24 protein-coding genes are annotated in these 23,943 nt (G+C 50.7%); 13 read left to right on the forward strand and 11 right to left on the reverse strand.

Annotated elements, in window-relative coordinates:
• Positions 1 to 18: 18 nt before the first annotated feature.
• From Q4E93_RS11390 to Q4E93_RS11400, 3 genes are all read right to left on the reverse strand, one after another.
• Positions 19 to 1,293, reverse strand: a complete 1,275-nt coding sequence (locus tag Q4E93_RS11390) for a TolC family protein (RefSeq protein ID WP_303585260.1) — start codon at positions 1,291 to 1,293, stop codon at positions 19 to 21.
• A gap of 132 nt (positions 1,294 to 1,425) precedes the next feature.
• Positions 1,426 to 2,127, reverse strand: a complete 702-nt coding sequence (locus tag Q4E93_RS11395) for a response regulator transcription factor (protein WP_303585262.1) — start codon at positions 2,125 to 2,127, stop codon at positions 1,426 to 1,428.
• Positions 2,128 to 2,133: 6 nt separating this feature from the next.
• Positions 2,134 to 3,405 carry a sensor histidine kinase gene (locus Q4E93_RS11400; protein WP_303585264.1) on the reverse strand — a complete coding sequence of 424 codons (1,272 nt, stop codon included), beginning with the start codon at positions 3,403 to 3,405 and terminating at the stop codon, positions 2,134 to 2,136.
• A 228-nt stretch (positions 3,406 to 3,633) separates the two neighbouring features.
• On the opposite strand from Q4E93_RS11400, the gene Q4E93_RS11405 reads away from it, so the two are divergent.
• Both Q4E93_RS11405 and Q4E93_RS11410 read left to right on the forward strand, forming a co-directional pair.
• The gene (locus Q4E93_RS11405) at positions 3,634 to 3,924 is read left to right on the forward strand and encodes a hypothetical protein (RefSeq protein WP_303585266.1); all 291 of its coding nucleotides are present in this window, start codon (positions 3,634 to 3,636) and stop codon (positions 3,922 to 3,924) included.
• 31 nt (positions 3,925 to 3,955) lie between these two features.
• Positions 3,956 to 4,096, forward strand: a complete 141-nt coding sequence (locus Q4E93_RS11410; protein WP_303585268.1) for a hypothetical protein — start codon at positions 3,956 to 3,958, stop codon at positions 4,094 to 4,096.
• A gap of 56 nt (positions 4,097 to 4,152) precedes the next feature.
• On the opposite strand, the gene secDF is transcribed toward Q4E93_RS11410, so the two are convergent.
• Positions 4,153 to 7,230 (reverse strand): protein translocase subunit SecDF, encoded by a 3,078-nt coding sequence (gene secDF, locus Q4E93_RS11415; protein WP_303585269.1) that lies wholly within the window; start codon positions 7,228 to 7,230, stop codon positions 4,153 to 4,155.
• A 325-nt stretch (positions 7,231 to 7,555) separates the two neighbouring features.
• On the opposite strand from secDF, the gene Q4E93_RS11420 reads away from it, so the two are divergent.
• The gene (locus tag Q4E93_RS11420) at positions 7,556 to 8,746 is read left to right on the forward strand and encodes a pyridoxal phosphate-dependent aminotransferase (protein ID WP_303585271.1); all 1,191 of its coding nucleotides are present in this window, start codon (positions 7,556 to 7,558) and stop codon (positions 8,744 to 8,746) included.
• Between the two features lie 5 nt (positions 8,747 to 8,751).
• On the opposite strand, the gene coaE is transcribed toward Q4E93_RS11420, so the two are convergent.
• Genes coaE through nusB form a run of 4 tightly spaced genes read right to left on the reverse strand, consistent with a single transcriptional unit; the run spans position 8,752 to position 11,168 of the window.
• Entirely contained in the window at positions 8,752 to 9,354 is a 603-nt protein-coding gene (gene coaE / locus Q4E93_RS11425) for a dephospho-CoA kinase (protein ID WP_303585273.1), read from the reverse strand.
• A 37-nt stretch (positions 9,355 to 9,391) separates the two neighbouring features.
• A complete protein-coding gene (gene yajC, locus Q4E93_RS11430; RefSeq protein WP_303585275.1) occupies positions 9,392 to 9,736 on the reverse strand; it encodes a preprotein translocase subunit YajC in 345 nt (114 codons plus the stop codon).
• A 42-nt stretch (positions 9,737 to 9,778) separates the two neighbouring features.
• Positions 9,779 to 10,219 (reverse strand): DUF1573 domain-containing protein, encoded by a 441-nt coding sequence (locus Q4E93_RS11435; protein ID WP_303585277.1) that lies wholly within the window; start codon positions 10,217 to 10,219, stop codon positions 9,779 to 9,781.
• A gap of 19 nt (positions 10,220 to 10,238) precedes the next feature.
• On the reverse strand, positions 10,239 to 11,168 hold the full coding sequence (nusB, locus tag Q4E93_RS11440; RefSeq protein WP_303585279.1) for a transcription antitermination factor NusB: 930 nt from the start codon (positions 11,166 to 11,168) through the stop codon (positions 10,239 to 10,241).
• A gap of 216 nt (positions 11,169 to 11,384) precedes the next feature.
• Here nusB and Q4E93_RS11445 point away from each other — a divergent pair, with 216 nt between their 5' ends.
• The 5 genes from Q4E93_RS11445 to Q4E93_RS11465 all read left to right on the forward strand — a co-directional run bounded on the left by Q4E93_RS11445 (position 11,385) and on the right by Q4E93_RS11465 (position 15,444).
• The gene (locus Q4E93_RS11445) at positions 11,385 to 11,813 is read left to right on the forward strand and encodes a hypothetical protein (protein ID WP_303585281.1); all 429 of its coding nucleotides are present in this window, start codon (positions 11,385 to 11,387) and stop codon (positions 11,811 to 11,813) included.
• A 16-nt stretch (positions 11,814 to 11,829) separates the two neighbouring features.
• The gene (locus Q4E93_RS11450; protein ID WP_303585283.1) at positions 11,830 to 12,417 is read left to right on the forward strand and encodes a globin family protein; all 588 of its coding nucleotides are present in this window, start codon (positions 11,830 to 11,832) and stop codon (positions 12,415 to 12,417) included.
• A 233-nt stretch (positions 12,418 to 12,650) separates the two neighbouring features.
• Entirely contained in the window at positions 12,651 to 12,932 is a 282-nt protein-coding gene (locus Q4E93_RS11455; RefSeq protein ID WP_303585286.1) for a co-chaperone GroES, read from the forward strand.
• A gap of 63 nt (positions 12,933 to 12,995) precedes the next feature.
• Positions 12,996 to 14,636, forward strand: coding sequence for a chaperonin GroEL (gene groL, locus Q4E93_RS11460; RefSeq protein WP_303585288.1), 1,641 nt, complete (start codon positions 12,996 to 12,998; stop codon positions 14,634 to 14,636).
• 79 nt (positions 14,637 to 14,715) lie between these two features.
• Positions 14,716 to 15,444: an SGNH/GDSL hydrolase family protein gene (locus Q4E93_RS11465; protein ID WP_303585291.1), complete on the forward strand. Its 729-nt coding sequence runs from the start codon at positions 14,716 to 14,718 to the stop codon at positions 15,442 to 15,444.
• Here the strand turns inward: Q4E93_RS11465 and Q4E93_RS11470 are convergent.
• Positions 15,441 to 16,985, reverse strand: a complete 1,545-nt coding sequence (locus tag Q4E93_RS11470; protein WP_303585293.1) for a hypothetical protein — start codon at positions 16,983 to 16,985, stop codon at positions 15,441 to 15,443. The genes Q4E93_RS11465 and Q4E93_RS11470 overlap by 4 nt on opposite strands.
• A 36-nt stretch (positions 16,986 to 17,021) precedes the next feature.
• Positions 17,022 to 17,888 carry a hypothetical protein gene (locus Q4E93_RS11475; protein ID WP_303585294.1) on the reverse strand — a complete coding sequence of 289 codons (867 nt, stop codon included), beginning with the start codon at positions 17,886 to 17,888 and terminating at the stop codon, positions 17,022 to 17,024.
• A 170-nt stretch (positions 17,889 to 18,058) separates the two neighbouring features.
• Between Q4E93_RS11475 and proS the strand changes: the two genes are divergently transcribed.
• The gene (proS, locus tag Q4E93_RS11480) at positions 18,059 to 19,534 is read left to right on the forward strand and encodes a proline--tRNA ligase (protein ID WP_303585297.1); all 1,476 of its coding nucleotides are present in this window, start codon (positions 18,059 to 18,061) and stop codon (positions 19,532 to 19,534) included.
• Positions 19,535 to 19,634: 100 nt separating this feature from the next.
• On the forward strand, positions 19,635 to 20,090 hold the full coding sequence (locus tag Q4E93_RS11485; protein ID WP_303585299.1) for a DUF5362 family protein: 456 nt from the start codon (positions 19,635 to 19,637) through the stop codon (positions 20,088 to 20,090).
• A gap of 3 nt (positions 20,091 to 20,093) precedes the next feature.
• On the opposite strand, the gene Q4E93_RS11490 is transcribed toward Q4E93_RS11485, so the two are convergent.
• Positions 20,094 to 20,849, reverse strand: a complete 756-nt coding sequence (locus Q4E93_RS11490; RefSeq protein WP_303585300.1) for an RDD family protein — start codon at positions 20,847 to 20,849, stop codon at positions 20,094 to 20,096.
• A 79-nt stretch (positions 20,850 to 20,928) separates the two neighbouring features.
• Here Q4E93_RS11490 and Q4E93_RS11495 point away from each other — a divergent pair, with 79 nt between their 5' ends.
• The 3 genes from Q4E93_RS11495 to Q4E93_RS11505 are packed head-to-tail and all read left to right on the forward strand — an operon-like array spanning position 20,929 to position 23,943.
• Positions 20,929 to 21,879, forward strand: a complete 951-nt coding sequence (locus Q4E93_RS11495; protein ID WP_303585302.1) for a stage II sporulation protein M — start codon at positions 20,929 to 20,931, stop codon at positions 21,877 to 21,879.
• Entirely contained in the window at positions 21,854 to 22,753 is a 900-nt protein-coding gene (locus Q4E93_RS11500) for a DUF4129 domain-containing protein (protein ID WP_303585304.1), read from the forward strand. The genes Q4E93_RS11495 and Q4E93_RS11500 overlap by 26 nt, the downstream gene beginning before the upstream one ends.
• Entirely contained in the window at positions 22,750 to 23,943 is a 1,194-nt protein-coding gene (locus Q4E93_RS11505) for a DUF4350 domain-containing protein (RefSeq protein WP_303585305.1), read from the forward strand. Before Q4E93_RS11500 ends, Q4E93_RS11505 begins: the two co-directional genes overlap by 4 nt.

A 23,943-nucleotide genomic window follows, 5' to 3' on the forward strand; every position in this document is an offset into this window, starting at 1 on the left:
TTTTTTTTGATTATCAGATCAGTTGAAGAAGTTGGTGCCAGTGTAATAATTTATATCCTCGAAAGCGCTGACCCTGTTGAATTGAATGGAATTCAGCTGCAGGGTGTTCTGTTTATAGGAATCGTAAAAGTCCAGGAAGTCCAGGATGCTGATATTGCGTTTCTGGTAGTTGACGACTACTTCGTGCAGCAGCCTGGAAAAATCTCCGTAGAATTTCGGATCGACGGTACGATAGAGCTTTTGCTGTGCGAATGCTTTCTGCAGCGCCGCCGATACATTCTCTTCAACGGTGGCCTGCGTGCTTTTTTCCACGGCCTGCGAGCTGGCGATCTGGGCCCTGGCGGACCTGATATTCCCCTGGTTGCGATTGAAGAACGGCAGGTCAATGGAAGCTCCGATGCCATAGTAGTTGGTCAGAAAGCTCCCCGCCTCGTCATATCCCAGTGACAGCGTCAGATCCGGTACGGCCAGCGCTTTCTGGTAATTGTAATTCAGCCGGTTGATATTGGTGTTGGCGCGTGCCATCTGAAGGTCTGTACGATTGTGATAGGCGGAGTCCACGAGGGTACTCAAGGGGTATTGACCCGGGTCCAGCTTATCCAGGAGGCTGGAATCTGTGACGGGGTTGAGGTAAATACCAGGCTTTGCCTGAAGCACGAGCCGGAGCTCACTTTGCAGGTCATTTATCTGACCGATCAGGTCGCTGTACTCGCTCTGGAAAGTGTATAGCTGGGCCCGGATCCGGATAACCTCCTTTTCGGAGATATAGCCTTTTCCGGCCTGCTCGTTAAAAGCATTCACTATCTGCTGCAGGGCCCTGATCTCTTCATTATAAATTCCAGCGGATTGCTCCAGGTAATAAATATGAAAGAAATCCGTCCTGAGCGTATATTTCAGGGTACGCATCAGGTCGAAGAACTGGAATTCCGTCAGTTGCGCACCCGCCTGCGCCAGCTTCACCTGTTTGTTGCGTTTGCCGGCCAGCTGGATCAGCTGGGAGAGATTCACCGTCGTCTCGTCATTCGTGCCAGTCGGAAAGAACTTATTCAACGTGCCGGAATACAAACCGTGGCTGATGCTGAAGTTCGGGTTGGGCCATAGACGGGCCTGGATGATCATTGCTTTGCTGGCATCGATGTTATACCGGCCCGCCAGCAGCTGAAAATTACTGTCCAGGAACATTTTTTCGGCTTCCGGCAAGGTCAGGCGGAGGGTATCCTGCCGGGGCTGCGCCCGAAGTAAAATACTTGAAAAAATAATACATAAGACCAAAAAGATCCGATTCTTAAACATAGGTTATGCTTAACGTTTTGAGGAGGCAAAACTATTTGTTATTCTTGTTAATCAGGGGTTAACCATCCCGGAATAGGCGTCTGGGGCAGTTAAATTTAAAAAGAATATATATAATAATGTCCGGGAAGACATTTAATCCTGCGGCGTATTGAATCGGAATCCCACACCATGGATCGTCTCCAGGTTTACGTCCGGATCGGCTTTGAAATATTTTCTGAGCTTGGTGATGAATACATCCATGCTTCTGCCTAAAAAGTAATCGTCCTTGCCCCAGACATTCAGCAGGACCTCCTCTCTTTTTAAGATCCTGTTGGAATGTTCGCAGAGGAATTTCAGCAGGTCTGCTTCTTTTTGCGTGAGATTGAATATTTCCTTGTCGATGGTGAGCTTCAGGTCGGTGTAGGAGAATTGCAGGTTGCCGATGGTGAAGAAAACTGTTTTGTCGGAGTGCATTTTCCGGGTCCTCCGGATGAAAACTTCCATCCGCATCAACAGCTCCTGGATACTAAAGGGCTTGATAATGTAATCGTCGGCGCCGCTGCGAAAACCTTTTATCTTGTCCTCTTCCATGGATTTGGCCGTGAGAAAAAGGATAGGTACCATATCGCTTTGCTGCCGGATCTTTTTGGCAACGGCAAAGCCGTCCTTATTGGGCATCATGACATCCAGCAGGCAGATGTTGAACTCATTCTTGTCGAATTTTTCGATGGCAGTTTGTCCATCAGGGCAGAGCACCACTTCATAACCCGCATCGACGAGATTATCCTTGATGACATATCCGAGCGAAAGATCGTCTTCGGCCAGGAGCACTTTTACTTTAGGGGTCTGTTGCATAATTCTTTAATTGAGAGGAATAAATAATCTGAATTCCGTACCAATACCCGGCAGGCTATTGACCCGGATCTTGCCATTGTGCGCGTCGATGATCCGTTTGACGAAGTTCAGTCCCAGTCCGAAACCTTTTACATTGTGAATATCACCTGTAGGTACGCGGTAAAATTTCTTAAAGATGCTTTTCAGGTATTTTTTTTCAATTCCGACGCCATTATCCTTTACGGAGATATAAAATTCGTCTTCCGCACTGCCCGTTTCCACCACGATACGGGGTTCGGGGGAGTATTTCAGGGCATTTTCCAGCAAATTGACGACCGCCAGCTCCAGGTGGGCCTTATCGGCATGGAGTACGCTGTTGCTTTCGTCTGTCTTCAGTTCGATCCTTGCTTTTTTCTCCTCTATCAGGGGTTGTACTTTGCTAAGGGCCTGCTCGATGAGCTGATGAGCGTCAATGTTCTCTTTTTGAAGAAGCAGGTTCTTCGATTCCGAGGAGGCCGCTTTCAACAGCTGCTCCACCTGGGTTTGCAGGTGCTCGGTTTGATTCTTGATGATCGCGGCATACCGTTCCAGCCGGTCGGGCTGCTGGAGGATATTTTCCTGGGCCAAAACCCCCGAAGCTATTTTCATGACGGCCAGCGGCGTTTTGAACTCATGGGTGAAGTTATTGACGAAATCCTTTTGCACTTCGGCCAGGAATTTCTGCCGGTAGAAATAGAAGAGACTGACCGCCAGTCCAATAAGCGCAATAAACAATATGGCGCTGCTGACGATCCAGAAATCCATCTGTTCCAGGATATATTCATGCCGGTGAGGGAAATAAAGCACGATATAGTCACCGTCGTTGGGCAGTACAGGCAGATCCTGCAACATCGCCTTGGAGGGGGGATACCTGGTGGCGGGGGTAGGCAGGAACTCCTCGTATACGAATTTCTTCTCTACATAGCTGTACGCACCCACCTTGCAATCGGTGAGAACGCCAAAAAGGGCAAACTCATCCTGGAGATAAAAGGTCAGGGAATCCTTAGGGGGAATGGTGTCCGCCTTTATGATGAAGTAATTGTTACCCGGATTTTTTATCAGTTGCTGAAGACTGATGCCGGGGGCGTCATTCATCTGCAGGTCCTCGAATAAACCGCGCACGCTCTTCACCACGTTGATGTGGAATTGGCGCTGTTCGTAGGAATAGACCATATTGAGCCAATAAAGCTGGACCGTTATGATGATCGCGGCCAGCAATGTGGCAGATAGGACGATCCATTTTAAGGTAGAGGAACGCATGGATGCAAAATTGCTATGGTTTATCTTTACTAATTTAGGAAAATGGTTAAGTACTAGTTAACAATGCCCAAAATATTTGCATCTTTTTAATATACAATTGATTGTTAATAACCGGTTAATGAGTAAAAATACGATTTAATTCCCGCGGATTTTTTTGGTGGCCGTGCAGCGTTTAAATAAATTCACATTGTATACGTTGAATTAGACATTAAAAACTCGCTAATTATTATGAAAAAGCTCTTATTGATTGCCAGCCTGCTCATGACCTTAACCGGCATGACCTTTGCACAGACCACTCCCAGGAAAGCCAAAGCGACCAAGCCTGCCGCTGCCGCAACGACGTCCACTACAGCCAAGCCTGCCGCCGGACCGACTAAGAAAGACGGTACTGCTGACATGCGTTATAAGGCCAATAAGGATGCGGCAAAGACAGCGCCTGCCACCACGCACTTGAAGAAGGATGGTACGCCTGACAAGCGGTTTAAGGAGAATAAGGCTCCCGCCGCCAAGAAGTCTTAATTAACCGCTTTAACCCAAAAATGAAAAACATATGATCAAAAAAATCCTTTTGTCTGTATTGGTGCTGGTTACGATGACAGGAGCGGCCATGGCCCAGACGCATAAGCCGGCCCATCACAAACACCACCATAAGGTGGTCAAACATCATCACAAGATGACGCACCACAAGTAGTAATAAAAAAGGCCGGTCGAAATGACCGGCCTTTTTTATATGTTTAATCCAAGCTCTTAAGACCTGGTCGTAGTGGCCGGTGCCGCCTTCGCTTTCTCTGCGGGCTCCTGCCCGGCGGCGCCCAGGGGCTTGCCTTTGGCAAAATCCACCAGGAAGGGTGCCGCTACGAAGATGGACGAGTACGTACCCGTGATCACCCCGATGAGCATGGCGAATGCGAACCCACGGGTCACTTCACCACCCACCAGGAACAGGATCAGGATGGTGAGAAACACGGTCAGCGAGGTCATGATCGTACGGCTAAGTGTATCGTTGATAGCTTTATTGATGATCGTGGCATTGCTCGCGCCCTTCATGAGGCGGCTGTCCTCCCGGATACGGTCGAATACGATCACGGTGTCATTCATCGAGAAGCCTACCACCGTGAGGACGGCCGCAATGAAATGCTGGTCCATCTCCAGGGGGAAGGGAACAACTTCATGAAGGAAAGAGAATACCGCCAGCGTGACGAATACGTCATGCAGCAGGGCGATGATCGTACCCAATGAATAGCGCCAGTCGCGGAAGCGGATAAAGATATACAGGAAGATGATGATGATGGCGAATATGACGGCCTTGACCGCGCCGGACTTCAGGTCATCGGAAATAGTAGGCAGAACGGTTTTGTTACTTTGTACATACTTGTTGGTTGCAAACTCCGAAGCCGTTACGCCCGGCAGGAGCGGTTTGAGACCCACATACATTTGGCCCAACACCGCTGAATCGATGGTATTACCCGTCTCCTGGATCCTGTAGTCAGTAGTGATCTCCAGTTGCTCGTTGCTGCCATAGGTCTTGATCTCCAGGGATGCGTCAGGCATTGCTTTTTTCAAGGCATCACGGGCTGCGACAGCCTCGACGGGTTTATGGAAATTGATCACATAGCTGCGGCCTCCTCTGAATTCGACCCCTTCCTTAAAACCATGGAAGAAGGAGCTGACTCCCAGTATGAGCACTACGACAGAGATGAAATACGCCACTTTCCTGTATTCGATGAATTTGAAAGAGGCATGCTTGAAGATGCGGCGGGAGAGCGGTGTAAAATATTTAAAATGGCGGTTCTTATTCGTATAGAAGTCCGTGATCAGCCTGGACACCAGGATGCCGCAGAACAGCGAAAGCAGGATACCCAGGATCTGGGTGGTGGCAAAGCCCAGCACTGGGCCCAATCCGAAATAGAAAAGGATAAGGGCCGTTAGCAGGGTAGTGACGTGGGCATCCAGCACGGGCGCCAGAGACCGTTTATATCCATCGCTTACCGCCAGCTGGTAGCTCTTGCCCCGGGTCAGCTCTTCCTTGATACGCTCGAATATAATAACGTTGGTGTCCACTGCCATACCGATGGTCAGCACCAGACCGGCGATACCGGGTGCGGTCAGGGTGGCATGCAGGGAGCTCAATACCCCGATGGTAAACAGCAGGTTCAATACCAGTGCAATATTTGCAACCCATCCCGCCGTGTTGTAATAGACAAGCATGAGGATAAAGATCACCACAAAAGAGATCGTAAAGGCCATGGTACCGCCGTGGACGGCTTCCTTACCCAAGGTAGGGCCTACCACATATTCCTGTACGATCTTTGCCGGGGCATCCAACTTACCGGTTTTAATGATATTTGCAAGGTCCTGCGCGTCTTCGATGGTATGCGTGGAGCCGCCGCTGCGTCCCATGGTGATCCTGGACTGGCCGCCTGTGATAGGCTCGTTGACAAACGGGGCGGAATACACGATGTCGTCCAATACAATGGCGATGGGCTTGCCTGTATTCTTAGTGGTCATATCGGCCCAGGCCTTGGCACCTTGCTTGTTCATGCTCATCTCTACGAGCACTTCGCTGGTCATCTGGTCAAAATCCTGGGTCGCATCCTCGATGGCTGCGCCTTCGATACGGGCTTTATCCGTACCAGGAAGCGTCTTGATGGCGTATAAATCCAGTACTGGGATCGGCTTGCCATTGTCGTCCAATCCCTGTTTGCCCCAAAGGAATTTCAGGTCCTGGGGGAAGTTGTTGCGAACCACGGGATTGTTGAGCCAGCTGTTGACCGTACCCGTATCTTTCAGCAATACCTGGGCCAGGTAGGCGGCATAACGCGGCTGTCCGGTCTTGGGGTCCTGCTGGGGCTGTATGAAATGGATCACCCGTTGGTTCAGCAGCGGATGTGCATTCGGGTCATTGGCGGCCAGTGAATCATTTTTTGATTTCGCCGTGGAATCCTTTCCCGCAACAGCGGTATCGGCCTTCACGCCAGTGAGATAATTTTCCAAAGCTTTATCGGCGCTGACAACAGAAGTTTCCAGCTCACCCAGGTTGTATACTTCCCAGAATTGCAGATTGGCGGTCGACTGCAGATAATTGCGCACCCTTTCCGGATCAGTGGCGCCTGCCAGCTCGACGGAGATGATACCCCTGTTCTCATCCAGGCTGATGCTGGGCTGAGCAACGCCGAACTTATCGATACGGGTCTGCAATACCTTGTAGGTTTGTTTCATGGCGGCGCTGGCCATGCCATGCAGATAGGTGATCACGTCATCGTCCGCTGCTTCGAATTTGAGTTTATTGCGATTGGCATTGGCGAACAGCGGAGCCAGCTTGCCATTGGGATTTAACTCCTTATAAGATTGTGCAAACAGATCGATAAGGTTGCTGGAGCTGGACACCTTCCTCTTATTGGCAAGGTCAAGCGCTTTCAGCAGCTGCGGGTCACGGGAGTTATTGGCCAGGCCCTTGATCAGTCCATCCAATGCAACGTCCAGGGTCACGCTGATACCGCCCTGCAGATCGAGGCCCAGCAGGAGCTCGCTCTCTTTGGACTTCTGATAGGTCGTGCCCCACCAGGTGATCTTTGTCTCTCTTGTGCTGTCCAGTAATTGTTTCTTACGCAGGTTGAATGCCTCATCAATGGTGTCCTGGTAGAGGGCCTGTGCCTCTTTGTTACCGGGATATTTTGTGGCGGCCGAAGGATAAAGGCTGTTTATTTGCCTTTTGGCCTTGGCTTCCATGGCCGATTCATGGCTGTTGACAAACCACGTAAAAGAAAGTTGGTACAGTGAAATGACAATAAGTAAAGCGGCGAATAATCCCACCAGTGCTCTCATTGGAAGTTTCGTTTGTTTTTTAAGAACCGCAAATATAAGTTTTAGGAATTGAATACCATCAGCTATTTTCAATTATTCCGGGCGGCTTCAACCCCCGCGGGATACGGGCCAGATAAGGGGTTTCCTACCCCCCCGGGGTAGAAAAGAGCCGGATTGGAAAGCAGCCTGTCGCTGCAGCCGGCCCGGGCGGAATACTAATCGTATTAGTAGAATCGCAAAAACACACCTGTTATTGGCACAAATAATACAAATTATTTACCGGGTAAACCCCCGCTTTCAATTGCGCAATGTTTTACCTTTGCGGCGCTCAATTAATATACTAATTATGCAATTATCATCAATTCTCTCCCGGTTCAGCGAGCCGGAAACCCTGAAAATGGCCAAGCTCGGCCGCGAATTAAGAGCGAAAGGCATCGACGTTATTGACCTGAGTCTCGGAGAACCCGATTTCGACACCCCTAAGCATATAAAGGACGCCGCGAAGAAAGCCATCGATGATAACTGGAGCCACTATACTCCTGTATCCGGCTATCCCGATCTGCGCGAAGCCGTGTGCACCAAGTTCAAGAGGGATAATAACCTGGATTACAAGCCGGAGAATATCGTTGTATCCACAGGCGCCAAGCAAAGCCTGGCTAATGTGATCCTTGCCCTGGTGGACGAAGGGGAGGAAGTGATCATCCCCACGCCCTATTGGGTGACCTATTCCGAGCTGGTGAAGATCGCCCGTGGAAAGGTGGTAGAAGTACATTGCACCCTGGACAGCGGCTTCAAGATCACGCCTGCCCAGCTGGAAGCCGCTATTACTCCCAAGACAAAGGCCTTTCTCTTCTCGTCACCCTGTAACCCGTCGGGCGCCGTTTACAGCAAGGCAGAGCTGGAAGCCCTGGCTGCCGTCTTCCGCAAACATCCTGATATTTTCATCCTCTCCGATGAAATATATGAATATATCAATTTCACCGGAAAACATGAGAGCATCGCCCAGTTCAGCGATCTGAAGGACCGCATCATCATCATCAATGGCCTGAGCAAAGGCTTTGCGATGACGGGCTGGCGGCTGGGTTATATTGCCGCAAACACCGAAGTGGCTAAAGCATGTGAGAAACTGCAGGGACAGTTCACCAGCGGCACAAATTCCATTGCACAAAAATCCGCCGTAGTGGCGTTGACTGCCGATCTGGCGCCTTCCATGGATATGGTGAAGGAATTTACGGATCGTCGGAAAAAGACCCTGGAGCTGGTGAAAGCCATCCCGGGACTGAAATGCTTCGAACCTGAAGGCGCTTTCTATATTTTCCCTGATGTATCCGCCTACTACGGCAAATCCGATGGGACGACTACCATCAGTAATTCCGGAGATTTCAGCATGTACCTGCTGAACAATGCGCATGTGTCCTCAGTCATGGGAGATGCTTTCGGAGAGCCGGCCTGTGTCCGTTTCTCCTTTGCGAACAGCATGGGGAATATTGAAAAGGCCTGGGGCAGGATCAAGGACGCGCTCAGCAAGCTTAAATAAGATCATCATACGGCTGCTGCGGACAGACGCAGCAACTTTTCGTGAAGGGACAGCACCTGGGGGATTACCGGGTGCTGTTCGTCATTATAGATGACAGCATCGCACAGTTTCATCTTTATATCCTCGTCTATCTGGCTGCGCATGCGCTGGAGGATCTCTTCCCTGCTTAATTGGTCCCGTTGGAGCACACGATGGATCCGCAGGGTTTGAGGCGCGAAAACCCCAATGACGAAGTCCATGTATCGCAGGGAATCGCTCTCGAAGATCAGGGCCGCTTCCCGGATGGCGTAAGGTGCACGGCCTTTTTGCTGCTCCAACCATTTTTCTCCTGCGGCGATAGTAGCAGGGTGAACGAGGGAGTTCAGCAGCGCCAGCTTTTCTTTGTCGGCAAACACCTGCGCTGCCAGGTAGGGCCGGTTCAGCTGACCACCGGCATAAGTCTCCTCCCCGAAATGACGGATGAGCTGCCGTCGCAGCTCCGGGTCCTCCGCCATGACCCTTTTGGCTTCCCGGTCGGCATAGGCCACAGGAATGCCCAGCACCTCGAAGATGCCGGCCACCGTGCTTTTGCCGGACCCCATACCGCCGGTTAATCCTACGCTGAACATATTATAATCTAAAAGCCCCGCGATCGCGGGGCCTGGTTTATTTTTTATCTGCTGGTGCCGCAGCTGCCTTGTTGATGTTCTGTGTCCACTCTATGGAGATGGCGCTCTTCTCGATCTTCAGATAGCTGCCGGGACTTGTCTCGATCTGGATGGTGCCGTCATCGTTTACCTTGTTCACAGTGCCATGAATACCGGCGATCGTTACGATCTTGTCGCCTTTCTGCATTTCTTCCTGGAACTTTTTGGCGAGCTTGGCCTTTTTTTGTTGGGGACGTATCATAAACAGCCAGAATACCAGGATCATACCTCCCAGCAGGATCAATTGAAAGGATCCGCCCCCTCCTGGTGCACCTGCTTGTAATAGAACCACTAATTGAGTCATTGTATTATTTGTTTGTTTGAGAATGATGAATTGAATGATCTTTTAGGAAGCCTTCTTTTCCACCTGTACCACAAATACCAGGGGATGGGCTTTGGCGTCCTTCATATTGGCATAGACGAAGATCGTCTTGTGGTTGGTGCCCACGCGGCCTTCGCTGTTGAAAGAAGCTTTGATCTGTCCTTCCTGCCCGGGCTGTATCGGCTCCTTGGGTTGTTCTGCCACCGTACAACCGCAGCTTGGCTGCACTTTTTCGATCACCAGGGGCTTATCTCCCGTGTTGCGAAAGCGAAATGCCACTTCCAGCTTTTGCCCTTCGACGATCTTTCCGAAATCTTTGGAGGAATCCAGCCATTGGACCGAAGTAAGCTGGGCAGAATCCCGGGTTTCCCCGGCAGCAGGAGCGGAAGCTGCCGCTTTTTTATCATTGCCCTGGCAGCCGCCTATCAGGATCGCAGCCAATAAAAATGCCGTTAAATAACGCATGGGGTATTTTTTTGCAAACCTACGGGTTTGCCTTGAAATTGATCTTATGCATTTTTTCCTCCTTTACCAGGTCTTTATGGATATTGTCCAGGATGCCATTGACAAACTGGCCGCTCTGTGGTGTGCTGTAATCCTTGGCCAGGTCGATGTATTCATTGATGGTCACCTTGGGAGGGATGGTCTCAAAATACAGGAATTCGGAAACGCCCATTTGCATGAGGATCATATCCAGGGTAGCGATGCGCTCCGGGTCCCAATTCTTCAATTTAGGCTTGATAAGGTCCATCAGCACCTCCTTCTTATCCATCACTGTCTGCAGCAGGCCTTTGGCGAAATCCCATTTATCCTTGCTGATGATCTCCTGGAAATTGACGGATTGGGGTTTATTAATAAACCCCATCACCAGCTGGCTCACCATTTCCCCGTCATCATCCCAGTTGGTGAACAGCTCTTCGACGTGCGTTTCGAAGGCCTCGTTAGGCAGCATCAACCCGGTGAAAATAAATTCGAGTATGGCCTTTTCCGACTTCTTTTCCCTGCCCGCCTCGCCGATGTATTGTTTGTATTCATCCGTGGTCACCAGTTCCTGGTAAAGCTTTTTGATCAGCTCCTTATTTTCCTGCAAATGAGGTTTGTCCGTGCCCAAGACCTTCTGCCAGCTGGCATCTTCCAGCATTTTCCAGAGATATTCATTGCCTGCCAGCTTGATATTGACATTGAGATCCTGTTCGTTTGGCAGGTGCTTGGATGACCTGACCCTGGAATCCGTCTCAGCATAACGGGCCACTTCAGTGATAAAATAAGTAAGGTAGGTCAGTAGCTGCCGGGTCTGATCGAAATGTTTCTGTAGGATCCGTATATGTTCTCCCGGCTTTACGATTTGTTCCTGCGCTTCCAGCGTATACAAGGTCTGCATCACTTTTACCCGGATATTTCTTCTGCTGATCATTTTTAAGAGCTTAATTAGCGGCTGCAAATATACGGATTTACCGTCTCCGGGAGTAAATTCAATTATTTTTAAAAAACCCGCAATCTATTGCCATCGTATTGTCGTATCTCTTACAAGCGCTTCACTGGTGGTTCTGATCAATTCCTCCAAGCTAGATCTATTCATTCCTAAAAGCATTTTTCCTTTTTCATTTATTTAATCATTAATCTTTTTTTCATGCAAAAAAGGACCTGGAAGAGAATTGCCCTGGGCGTATTGTCCGGCACTGGTCTGCTGGTGATCGTACTTTGCGTACACATATATATTGTCACCCGTCCGAAACCTATCGACGCCCATACCAGGGCCATGGCCCGTATTGATATCAGGCAGGCCATCACGCAAACGGACGCCGATAAGATCACTTGCTGGCTCTACCAGCAGAAAGGGGTGGATCATGTGCTGGTAAACCCGAAGTCTGATATTGCCGTATTTACGTTCTTTCCCATCAAAACTACGGCCAGTCAGGTAGTCAGCGCCTTTAAGGCGCAGCTGCCATACAAAGCAGAACGTTTCATCCCCAGTGAAGAAGCCATGAAGAGCGGTTGTCCCGTTGCCTCCACTTCTATTTCATACAGGGTGTACGGATTTTTCAAACACATTTTTTAAACACAAAATCAGCAATATGAAATTGAAAAGACATTTTATCCGGATCAAAGTAAGAAGGAACCTGATCATTTTGACAGCAGCCCTCGGCATTGGCGTTGTTTTATGCACCATGCAGTCCTGTAAAAAGGACAGTTCGCCCGCAAAGCAGACCCTGTATGATTCGCTGGGTGGAACGACGAAAGTGTCTGATCCCGCCAATTCCGGCACAATGATCGAAAAAGGGCGCCTTGGTCTGCGCTCAGTGGTGGACAGCGCCATCTTCGTTATCGCCGCGGACCCGGAGATCAATGGATTTTTCCAGACGCTGCTGGCAGAGGTTGGCAGCAACAATCTGACAGGTTTCACCGCCCTGAGCAAGAACCTGACGGATTTCTTCTGCGTTGCCACCGGGGCTAAGAATTTTACCTATGGGGGTAAGAATATGCACGACGCCCATGATCCGGCTACCAATTCCCGCATGAATGGCAAGGCCGACAGCGGAGACTTTGATGCCTTTGTGGCAGACGTCGTCACGGCCGCAAAAAAGAATGGGCTGTCGGATCAGCTCATTGGCCAGGTAGGGGTCGTCATTTACTCGGTAAAGCCGGCTGTCGTACAAAAGTAATGGCAATATTTATTTTGACGGCGCCCCACCCGGAAGGGTGGGGTTCTTTATTTACTGACAAACAGCCCGTTGCCTGCCTGAAAAATTGACACATCTGCCGGGCTTGCCGACTCGATATTTTAACAAATCTGTAAAAATGACCTGGCTTTCGGGTTTGGTACAAAATTCGCCTACCTTTGCCGACCGGACCAAACTGGTCATTATCATTCCATCAAACAAAAATAAATACGATTATGGCGAAAAAGTTAAACGTTACCCCGCTTGCTGATAGGGTAATAGTGAAGCCAGCTCCTGCTGAAGAAAAAACTGCCGGTGGCATTATCATCCCAGACACAGCCAAGGAAAAACCGCAGCGCGGTACAGTTGTAGCCGCCGGTCCCGGAAAAAAAGATGAGCCGGTGACAGTTAAGATCGGAGACACCGTTCTCTACGGCAAATACGCCGGTACGGAGATCCAGATTGAAGGTGATGATTTCCTCATCATGCGGGAATCAGATATCCTGGCAATTGTTTAACGCATACATACCATTCATTTTTAAACTTACTCCCCTTCAGATGGGAGATCAATCAGAATAATTATGGCAAAACAACTTTTCTTCGATATCGAAGCCCGCAACAGGATGAAGAAGGGCGTTGATATCCTCGCCAATGCAGTAAAAGTGACACTGGGTCCCAAGGGACGTAATGTAGTTTTAGAAAAGAAATTCGGCGCTCCCTCCATTACCAAGGATGGTGTCACCGTAGCAAAAGAAATTGAGCTGGAAGACCCCATCGAGAACATGGGCGCCCAAATGGTGAAAGAAGTGGCTTCCAAGACAGCGGACATCGCCGGCGACGGTACCACCACCGCCACCGTATTGGCCCAGTCCATCATTGGTGAAGGGCTGAGGAACGTAGCAGCCGGTGCGAATCCCATGGATCTTAAGCGCGGCATCGACAAGGCCGTAATTAAGGTGGTAGAAAACCTTAGCGGCCAGTCCCAGACCATCGGTAACGACAGCCGTAAGATCGAGCAGGTGGCCTCCATCTCCGCCAACAATGACAACGCCATCGGCAAGCTCATTGCACAAGCCTTCGCCAAAGTAGGCAAGGAAGGCGTCATCACCGTAGAAGAAGCCAAAGGCACCGACACTACCGTCGACGTGGTAGAAGGTATGCAATTCGATAGGGGATATCTCTCCGCTTATTTCGTTACCAACAGCGAAAAAATGGAAGCGGAACTGCAGAATCCCTATATCCTTATCTACGATAAGAAGATCTCTGCCATGAAGGACATCCTTCACATCCTGGAAAAAGTAGCACAAAGCGGCCGTCCCCTGCTGATCATCGCAGAAGACCTGGAAGGCGAAGCGCTGGCTACCCTGGTAGTGAACAAGCTTCGCGGCACTATCAAAGTGGCTGCTGTCAAAGCCCCCGGTTTTGGCGACCGCCGCAAGGAAATGCTGCAGGATCTCGCTATCCTCACTAAAGGCATCGTCATCAGCGAAGAGCAGGGTTACAAGCTGGAAGGCGCCGACCTCAGCTACCTGGGTTCTGCCGCCAGCGTGACTATCGACAAGGACAACACGACTATCGTAGGCGGTAAAGGCAAGAAGGAAGATATCCTGGCCCGCGTCAACCAGATCAAGGCCCAGATCGAAACCACTACCTCCGACTATGATAAGGAAAAATTACAGGAACGCCTGGCTAAGCTCAGCGGCGGTGTAGCTGTACTATATGTAGGCGCTGCTACCGAAGTGGAAATGAAGGAAAAGAAGGATCGTGTAGACGACGCCCTGCATGCCACCCGCGCTGCGGTAGAAGAAGGCATCGTTCCCGGCGGTGGCGTAGCTTATATCCGTGCCATCGAATCCCTGGAAAAGCTGAAAGGCGCCAACGAAGACGAAACCACCGGTATCGCGATCGTGAAAAGGGCCCTGGAAGAGCCTATCCGTCAGATCGTGGTCAACAGCGGCATCGAAGGCAGCATCGTAGTACAGAAAGTGAAGGAAGGCAAAGCCGATTTCGGTTTCAATGCCCGCACGGAAGTCTATGAAAACCTGCTGAAAGCTGGTGTTATCGACCCCACCAAGGTTACCCGCATCGCACTGGAAAACGCGGCTTCTATCGCCGGTATGTTGCTGACCACTGAGTGTGTCATCGCCGACAAACCTAAGAAAGAAGAAGGTCATGCTCACCCCGGCGGCGGTGCTCCCGGTATGGGCGGAATGGATTATTAATCAATGCGTTGTAAATATTGAGAGGCCCGGCATCCGCCGGGCCTTTTTCTTTCGTATATGTGGATATATGGCCCGGGTTATGAAAATAGCGCTGATAACAAGCCTGATGATTGGCTGGGCAGCGGCTTGCATAAAGCACAACGCCAATCCGGTGATGGCCGCCTCTCCCGATACGACTGCCACTGTTATTCAGCCCCCCCTGCCTAAAGATTCCCTCACTTATCTGGCCCTGGGCGACAGCTATACCATTGGCCAGTCTGTACCTGTAAGGGAACGGTATCCCACCCAGGTAGTCACCCTGTTGAGGGCTGACAATATGCCCTACAATGACCCCGATATCATTGCCGTCACCGGCTGGACCACGGCCGACCTGTTGGCGGCATTGCCTGACACGGCCCCCTCATCCCCCTATCATATTGTCTCCCTGCTCATAGGCGTGAACAACCAATACCTGGGGCTGGGCCAATCCCTTTACCGTGACCAGTTCACCGTACTCCTGCAGCGATCCATCCGGATGGCGGGTAACCGGCCTTCCCATGTCATTGTGCTGTCCATCCCTGACTATTCTGTTACACCTTTCGCCAGGGGAAGGAACAGGGCGACTATTGCAGCAGAGATCGATTCTTTCAATGTCATTAACCGGGAGATTTCCCTGGCTTACCAGGTGCGATACATCGATGTGACGGGAGAAAGCCGGAAGGCAGCGAGTGATCCCTCGCTCATAGCAGGGGACAGCCTTCATTTTTCCGGGAAGGAATATGCCATTTGGGCAGCAATGATGCGGCCGCTGATGGCATCCATTCACTAAAACTTGAATCCCACAGTGAGCACCACCGTCCCGCCTGTTTCCTTTAAAGCAGATACCAGGTTGTTCTTATCCGACAAGAGATACGGGAAATTGACATCCCGGGAGAATTGCATTACAAAGGCCAGGTCGAAGAACATGCCTGCGTTACGATAGCCTGTGCCGGCTGTGAGAAACAGCTTGTCCGCCTTCAGCTCCTTGCTGTCCTGGTAGGGGTTGGTATAGTAAGCTGCGCCGGCGCGGGCAAAGATCGTATTGAACTTTAGTTCGCCTCCCATCCGCAGGCTGAGGTAATTCTTATAAATATCTTTAATGGCTGCATTCACTGCATCATAATAGTTGTCCGGAGCGGACCCATCCCCGGTATTCTCCGGTTTGAAATGGGCCGTGCGTGTCGTGACGTATTCCACATCCGCCGTGACAAAGCCTTTTTGTGCTTTTACATTGCTTTCCCCGCCTCCGAATACGTACGAGCCGCTGGCGATGAACCTCCAGGGCGTATATATATTGTAGTTGACGCTATTGACGGGACCATAAGCGGCGTCAAGGTCACCCGAGCTCACTTGCTGGGGCTTGGAAAAGTCTTCCAGGTCGCTGGTCATGAAAGTATGGATCTTATCGGTCACACCGAGCAGGCTGGGCGTATGGACCGCAAGACCTACCCGCCAGGCATTGGAAGGTCTGAAGATCAAGCCCAGCTTGGCATTTAGCCCGAAACCTTTGGAAGTATATTTCTCCGTATAGGTATAGTTGGCGAAATCATTGTGGGCATTGCCTGTCGCGTCGGATTCCTGGTAATGTTGCTCGCGGGTGTAGCTGATGATCGGGATGCCTATGCCGCCGCCGATGTACCATTTATCATGCAGGCTGGTGGCCAGGTTCAGGGCGATCTCCGTGATGCCGCCGCTGGTCCGGACATCGTTCACCTGGTCCAGCAAGCCCGCGTTCTGCGCCCGGCTGATCACTTGTTGCTGGCCATTAACAGTGGTCGTGTCGACCAGGTAGGTATAGAGGGCGCTACGAGTGCCGTAAGAGACATCGCCATTAGGGTTTGCGATGGCCGAATCGATGGTATATCCCGACCGCGAGAATTCTTCCGCATATTGTTCGGACTGGGAGCTGTAATTGTTCCGTCCCTTATAATAAACGTGATTGTTGAAATTCGCCGTCCTGTTCACCGCGATGGAAAAAACGCTGTTGTTCCCATTGTAGGTGGTGTGGCTGGTGACCAGGCCGCTGGTGCCAAGGTTAAAGTTGCTGGCGGTCTGGCCGCCATTGGCAGTATTCAGATAACTGGCCTTATCCTGGAGGAGACGGAATCCCGGGCTGATGACGATCTCCCTGGTCTTGTAAAAGCCGAGACCAGCGGGATTGACGAAATTGGAAGAGATCTCACCTCCCAGGGAACCCATGGCGCCTCCGATGGCCTGCTGGCGGGCCGTACCACTGGGGACTGTCCACGAAGCTCTAAGGGCATCTTCCGGTAGTTGGGCAACCAATTGCTGACAGGCCAGAATGCCTATAGCTACGACAATTTTTTTCATGAAAGACAGAATACTTAGGTATGTAGGGTGCTGGTATTAGTGCCTGCTGGGCCTGGCGCCGCCACCGCCACCGCCACCTGAAGAAGGAGGAGGTGAGTAGCTTCTCACAGGCTGGCTGCCGCCACTGAAACCGCCGCTGCTGGGCCTTGAATAGCTGCCGTTGTTATTCATGCCGCTATTCGGGCTGACAGAACGATAGTAGGTATTGTTCCGGCCACCGCTCTGGTTGGTGGAATTAAACCGGTTGCTGGTGCCGTATTGAACGTCCCGGGTGTATACATTGCTGGAAGGACGATAGCTCCTGTTATTGCTGTTGGTTACCCTTGCCGTAAGGCTGCTCCTGTAGCTGGTGCCATTGAAAGCGCGCAGGTGCGTATACATGTTATTGGCATAAGAACCGTTCCCTTTCACAATAATGGCGCCACCTCCATAGTAGGGGTTATAAAAATAAGGGTTGTAACAGGTGTTCCAAAGGAAGTAGCTGTTCCATCCCAGGTAGGGGTTTCCGAATCCAAGGCCCAACCCATAAGAAAGGCCATATCCATACATGGGATAGCCGTATCCGAATCCCATTCCATAATACGGGCTGATGGCAGCGGAAGGGTAATAATAAGAGTCGTATGCATTGTAATCGTCGAAATAGGACCAGCGGGACTGATCCTGGGCTTTCAGACGCACATAGTTATCGCTGGGAGCGGTGCTGTAATAGTCTCCCCGGTTGCTGGAACGGGGGCTATAGTATCCGCCGTCTTCCTCATCATCTGCTGCGGCGACAGCCCTGGAAGAACCGGGAGAATAATAGACATCATCCGGGGTCTGTGCGGCTTTCCGGGAAGAGGAGCAGCTGCTGAACAGGATAAGGCCGGCAGCCAGGATGGAAAGGGTATGTTTACTTGGTGTCATGGCGAAAGCATTTAGTGTTTTTCGGGATGAAGTTGCTATCTTGCGCAACTTAACATGATTTAACCTCCATGTTAACGTAAAGTTACAATAAAATATCAGCCTTTATAGGGAAAATTAATGCCTGATTGTTAAAAGGGGATTAATAATATAACGCGATAGTTCGAACAGTTATGAGTAAAGAAATCACAAGCCGAGCACAGGATTATTCCAGGTGGTATAATGATCTGGTCATCAAAGGCAGCCTGGCCGACCATTCCGGCGTCAAGGGATGCATGGTGATCAAGCCTTATGGGTTTGCCCTTTGGGAGAACATGCGGGACCAGCTGGACAGGATGTTCAAAGACACGGGACATGTCAATGCCTATTTCCCCCTGTTCATACCGAAAAGTTTTCTCAGCAAGGAAGCTGCGCACGTGGAAGGCTTTGCCAAAGAGTGCGCAGTGGTCACCCATTACAGGTTGAAGAACGATCCCAATGGGGGAGGGGTGATCGTGGATCCCGAGGCGAAGCTGGAAGAGGAGCTGATCGTCCGCCCCACCAGCGAAACGATCATCTGGAATACCTATAAGGGATGGATCCGCAGCTACCGGGACCTGCCCCTGCTCATTAACCAATGGGCCAATGTCGTTCGGTGGGAAATGAGGACACGGCTTTTCCTGCGGACCGCCGAATTCCTCTGGCAGGAAGGTCATACGGCCCATGCTACTGCTGACGAGGCCATTGCCGAGGCACGCCAGATGCTGGACATATATGCCACTTTTGCCGAAGAGTACATGGCCTTGCCCGTCATCCGGGGCGTTAAAACGGAAAGCGAACGCTTTGCAGGCGCAGTGGACACCTATTGTATAGAGGCGCTCATGCAGGATGGCAAGGCCCTGCAGGCAGGCACCTCCCACTTTTTGGGACAGAACTTTGCCAAGGCCTTCGACGTAAAATTTTCCGATAAGGATAATCAGCTGGAATACGTATGGGCCACCAGCTGGGGTGTAAGCACCCGGCTCATCGGCGGATTGGTCATGGCTCACAGCGATGACGATGGACTGATACTGCCTCCCCGTATCGCACCGCTGCAGGCTGTTATCGTCCCCATTTATAAGGGAGAGGAAAGAAAGGACCTGCTGGACGCCAAAGGCAGGGAGCTGGCTGCACAGCTGAAGGCTGCGGGCATCCGGGTGAAATTCGACGACAATGACAACGCGCGCCCGGGGTGGAAATTCGCGGAATATGAAATGAAAGGCGTTCCTGTCCGCATTGCCATGGGTTTGCGTGACCTGGACAACCAGGTGGTCGAGATCGTCCGTCGCGACTCGAAGGAGAAAGTATCCGTTCCGATGGAAGGTCTGTCCGGCTATGTCTCCGCTTTACTGGAATCGATCCAAAAGGCCATGTTTGACAAGGCGCTTGCTTACCGTGATCAGCACATCACTAAAGTGGACACCTGGGAAGAATTTGAAAAAGTGCTGAACGAAAAAGGCGGGTTCGTCCTCGCACATTGGGACGGCACGCCTGCAACCGAGGCGGCCATCAAGGAAAAGACCCAGGCGACCATCCGTTGTATACCCCTCGACAATCCTGCCGAAGAGGGAAAATGTATTTTGACGGGTGCACCGAGCCGCCAGCGGGTGCTTTTTGCAATGGCTTATTAGACAGTAATTTATATTAGATATGCCCTTTTTAAGGGGTAAATAGTCAGGATCATCATTGATACCTGGCTATTTTTTTTACTTTCAGGTAAATTTTAATTTCATGGAAACCAATACGACCAGCTTATTCGAGCTTCAGGTGGATCACGAGGCATCCATTTACCTCAGAGATGCGGCCCGTTGGGCCAAATTCCTGGCGATCATGGGCTTCATCGGCTGCGGGTTCTGCCTGCTGGCAGGCATCGGGCTGGGTGCGGGCACGTCCGGCGATCTCAGCACCCTGGGGGCATCCTCCGGCATGCGATATATGAGCGGGACAGCCATTGCCATCGTCTATTTCATCATCGCGCTTTTGTATTTCTTTCCCTGCCTCTACACTTTCAATTTCGCCAGGAAGATCCAGGCAGCGCTGAGGAGCAATGACCAGGTCCAGCTGAACGAAGGCTTCAGGAACCTGAAAGCCTGCTACCGCTTCCTGGGAATATTGACGGCCATTTGGCTCGGTCTGATGGCCATCGTGCTACTTTTCACCATCACCGTCGCTATATTCCGCCGCTGATCCTTATTGAGTGGAATAGTAGTTGTAATCCTTCAAAAGGGTCTCCAGGAAGTCGAGGGAGTCCTGGTCGCTTTCGATCCGAAGCTTCGACTTGATCCGCTCTCCAATGCGCATGGAGAGATCATAATCTCTCTTTTTCGCCACTGTGTTGATGATGCTCTTCAGCGTGTTGATGTCCTTGTCGGTCAATTGCATTACCTGCGGGAACCTTGGCCTGTAATCATTTTCCAGCTCGGTGAATACCGTATCTTCCCATGACGTATGTGTGCGCGTATCTATGATAATAGTGCCTGCGATCAGGTCGCCAATGCGTTGGGTATGGGGTGTGGAGATCACACTCGCCAGGCCTCCGAAAAGGAATATAGCGCACCACCAGGGCAGGGCTCCGAATGCGATGGATGGCATGATCCATACAGGGAAATCCGCCAACCGGAATACCCAGCGGATCAGGTATTGGCTGAGCGACGGCTGTCCTCCGTCCAGGGTGATCACCTTGATCGACATCGCCTTTTTCCCCACCGTCTGCCCATTCATGGTGATCTCGCAGATCAGGTGATAAAAGAGGGGAGGGAGGCCTGCCAGCACATAGATCCATTCCCTTTCACCCGACATGGCAACATTCAGCAGCTTGCTCATGAACAGGTAATAAGCTATCAGGATCACAAAGTCGATCATCCACGCGAGAAATCGTTTGTGAAAAGGTGTGATGGCGAATTCCACCTCTATGTTGAAACCGGTGTCTAGTTTTACTAATGGCATAGATCGGGGTAGGGGGAATTATAATTATCAGATATAACTTACTATATTTATCCGTAAATATAAAGCTAAATCTTCCTACGTGCGAGAAGGTCTTTTTATTAAGAAAAATATTGATAAGTGGAAGCAGTATCAATACGAGCCTGCGACGGACCCGGACGAAATGGCCGGACAGTTCACGGAGTTGGTGAATGATCTGGGCTATTCCAAAACATTCTATCCGCATAGTAAAGTCACCCTGTACCTCAACGGACTCGCTTCACGGATCTACCTGGGGATCTACCGCAATAAGAAAGAGCAGGTATCCCGCATCCTCAGTTTCTGGAAAACAGAGTTGCCCACCGTCGTAAGGAGATACCACCGTGAAATATTTTATTCTTTTCTTGTTTTTACACTTTTTGCCATCCTCGCCGCTTTTTCGGCTGCTCATGACGAGACTTTTGTGCGCGGTGTCCTGGGCGACCGTTATATGGACATGACGGAAGAGAATATCGCGAAAGGCGACCCGTTCGGCGTGTACAAACACCAGGACCAGCTGAGCATGTTCACCTGGATAGCAGTGAACAATATAAAGGTATCCTTTATGGTATTCGTCAGCGGCTTCATCCTTTCCATCGGTACGATCTGGCAGCTGTTTAACAACGGCGTCATGCTGGGAGCTTTCCAATACTATTTTTTTGCAAAAGGACTCGGCTGGCAGTCCATACTAGTCATCTGGATCCATGGCACGCTGGAGATATCTTCCATCATCATCGCGGGCGGCGCAGGCTTCATCCTGGGTAACAGTATCCTCTTCCCGGGTACGCACCGGCGTCTGCATTCCTTAAAACGAGGTGCAAAAGACGGAGTGAAACTGATGATCGGACTGGTCCCCATATTTATTGTCGCCGCCTTCCTGGAAGGATTCGTCACACGTTATTCTACGATGCCTGTATGGCTCAGCATCATGATATTGGCTGCATCTTTGGGCTTTATTGTCTGGTACTTTATCATCTATCCCCGTCGATTTGAACCCCCCACTCCTACATATTAAATATTACCTCCACCCGGCTGCCCTCACCGTGCTCTTTCTGCTTGCTGTCCTGCATAGCCCGGCTCAGCGGCATGGAAGACGTCACGCGACGCGTCATTCCGCCAGCATGCCGGATTCGGTCAATACCGCCGACGAAGAGATCCGACCATTTGTCACCGACACGACGACGGCGACCATCGATGGCACTGAACATCATGCCGACACGACCGTCGCATCGGAAGTTACCGGGGCGACGACGGCCCCTCCTGAAAAAGAGGAGGAACCGCCCCTGGAATTGCGGAGTATTCCCGACAGCACTATCCGCAACCTGAAAAAGCAACGTGATTTTGCTTATGCCAACGATTCCGCCTACTGGAAACGTCCTGCCAAAGATGGCCCATCGGACGAAACATTCTTCAGGCTGCTGGACAGCAAAGCCTTTCTTTATTTCATTTATATATTTTTTGGAGGCGTGCTGGTTTACGCCTTGTATAAGATCATTTCGGAAAATAATCTTCGTTTTTTCTACAAAAAGCCGGTCAAACTGGGCGTGGGTCCACTGGCGGAGGCGGAGTTGCCGGAAGAAGACCTTGACCAGCTGTTGAAAAAAGCAATGGATCAGCGCGATCACCGTTTGGCTACCCGATACCTTTATCTGAAAACGCTTCGCATGCTGGAAGCCCGGGAGCTGATACGATGGCATATCCGAAGCACCGATGAGGAATACGCGCGCCAAATGGATATAAGGCCCCAGGGCGAAAGCTTTCGAAGGGTAATGGGCGCTTATGAAAGGGTGTGGTATGGGAAATTCTCCCTCAGCGACCAGCAGTTCGCCCGTTTGTTACAATATTTCCAGGACTTTCATACATCCATCGAGCACTCCAGACGCGCATGAGAAAAAGCTACCGCATCATATGGCTGATGTTATTCTTACTTCCCATGTTGTCCTGCAACCGGGGCAGCGGCAGAAAAAAACTGAACGACCGGATAACTTTCAGGCGAAAGGATAAGATACCCTATGGGACTTTTGTCGCCTATGAAAGCCTCCAATACCTGTTCCCGAACGCCGAAATAACCATCAACAAAACAAACTTTGCCACCCTTGCGCAAGGCGAGGGCGGAAAAAAAGCGCTGATCTTCATCGGCCAAAGTGCTACGATGGACGCTTCGCAGGTCAATGCCATGTTGAGCTTTGTCGGGCAAGGTAATCATGTATTTATTTCTTCTTTTTATTTTGATGATTCATTGCTGCATGCATTGAATTTACGGACGGGCGGCAACGCCAACGTCCTTACAGCAGAGGAGGGACTGCGGGTCAGCGTATTGCAGCCCATCACCAATGACTCTTTGTCGTTTGCCTATCCCGGCGCAGCCATTGACAATTACGTCGATTCGCTGGACCCCGTTTACGCCACCGTGTTGGGCAGGAATGAGCAGGGACGGCCCAATCTGGTGAAGTTCAGCTACAAGGGAGGAGGATCGATCTTACTTCATTTTGCGCCTATGGCATTCACTAATTTCTTTCTGCTGCATAAGAACAACAAAGCGTATTACGATAATGTCCTTTCCTACATCCCGAACAATGTCAATGAAGTCCTGTGGGATGAGAACTTTCGTTATGGCGATGACGGCGGCAAAAGCTCCTTTTCCGCCCTTCGGTATATCCTGAACAGCCGCCCGCTGGCCATATCTTTCTGGCTCCTGTTGGGACTGCTGCTGATCATCTATCTTATAGAGTCCAAGCGGAGACAGCGGATCGTACCTGTGATAGAGGGTTTGCGCAATAATTCCCTGGACTTTATCACGACCATCGGCCGCTTGTATTACCAGCGGAGGGACAACCAGAACCTGGTTGTCAAAATGGCCACCCATTTCCAGGATCATATCCGGACAAAATATAACCTGTCCATACATATGACTGACGAAGGATTTGCGGATCGCCTGGCTTATAAGACGGGCATTTCAAAAGAGTTCCTGAGCATCCTGACAGAGGATCTCCTGCGTTTGCAGGACAGCCCTGCTGTGTCGGATGAAGAGCTGCTGACATTGAATAATAAACTGGAAGAATTTTATAAACAAGGATAA

This window comes from Flavitalea plasmicola (assembly GCF_030546645.1).
Lineage (GTDB): Bacteria > Bacteroidota > Bacteroidia > Chitinophagales > Chitinophagaceae > Puia.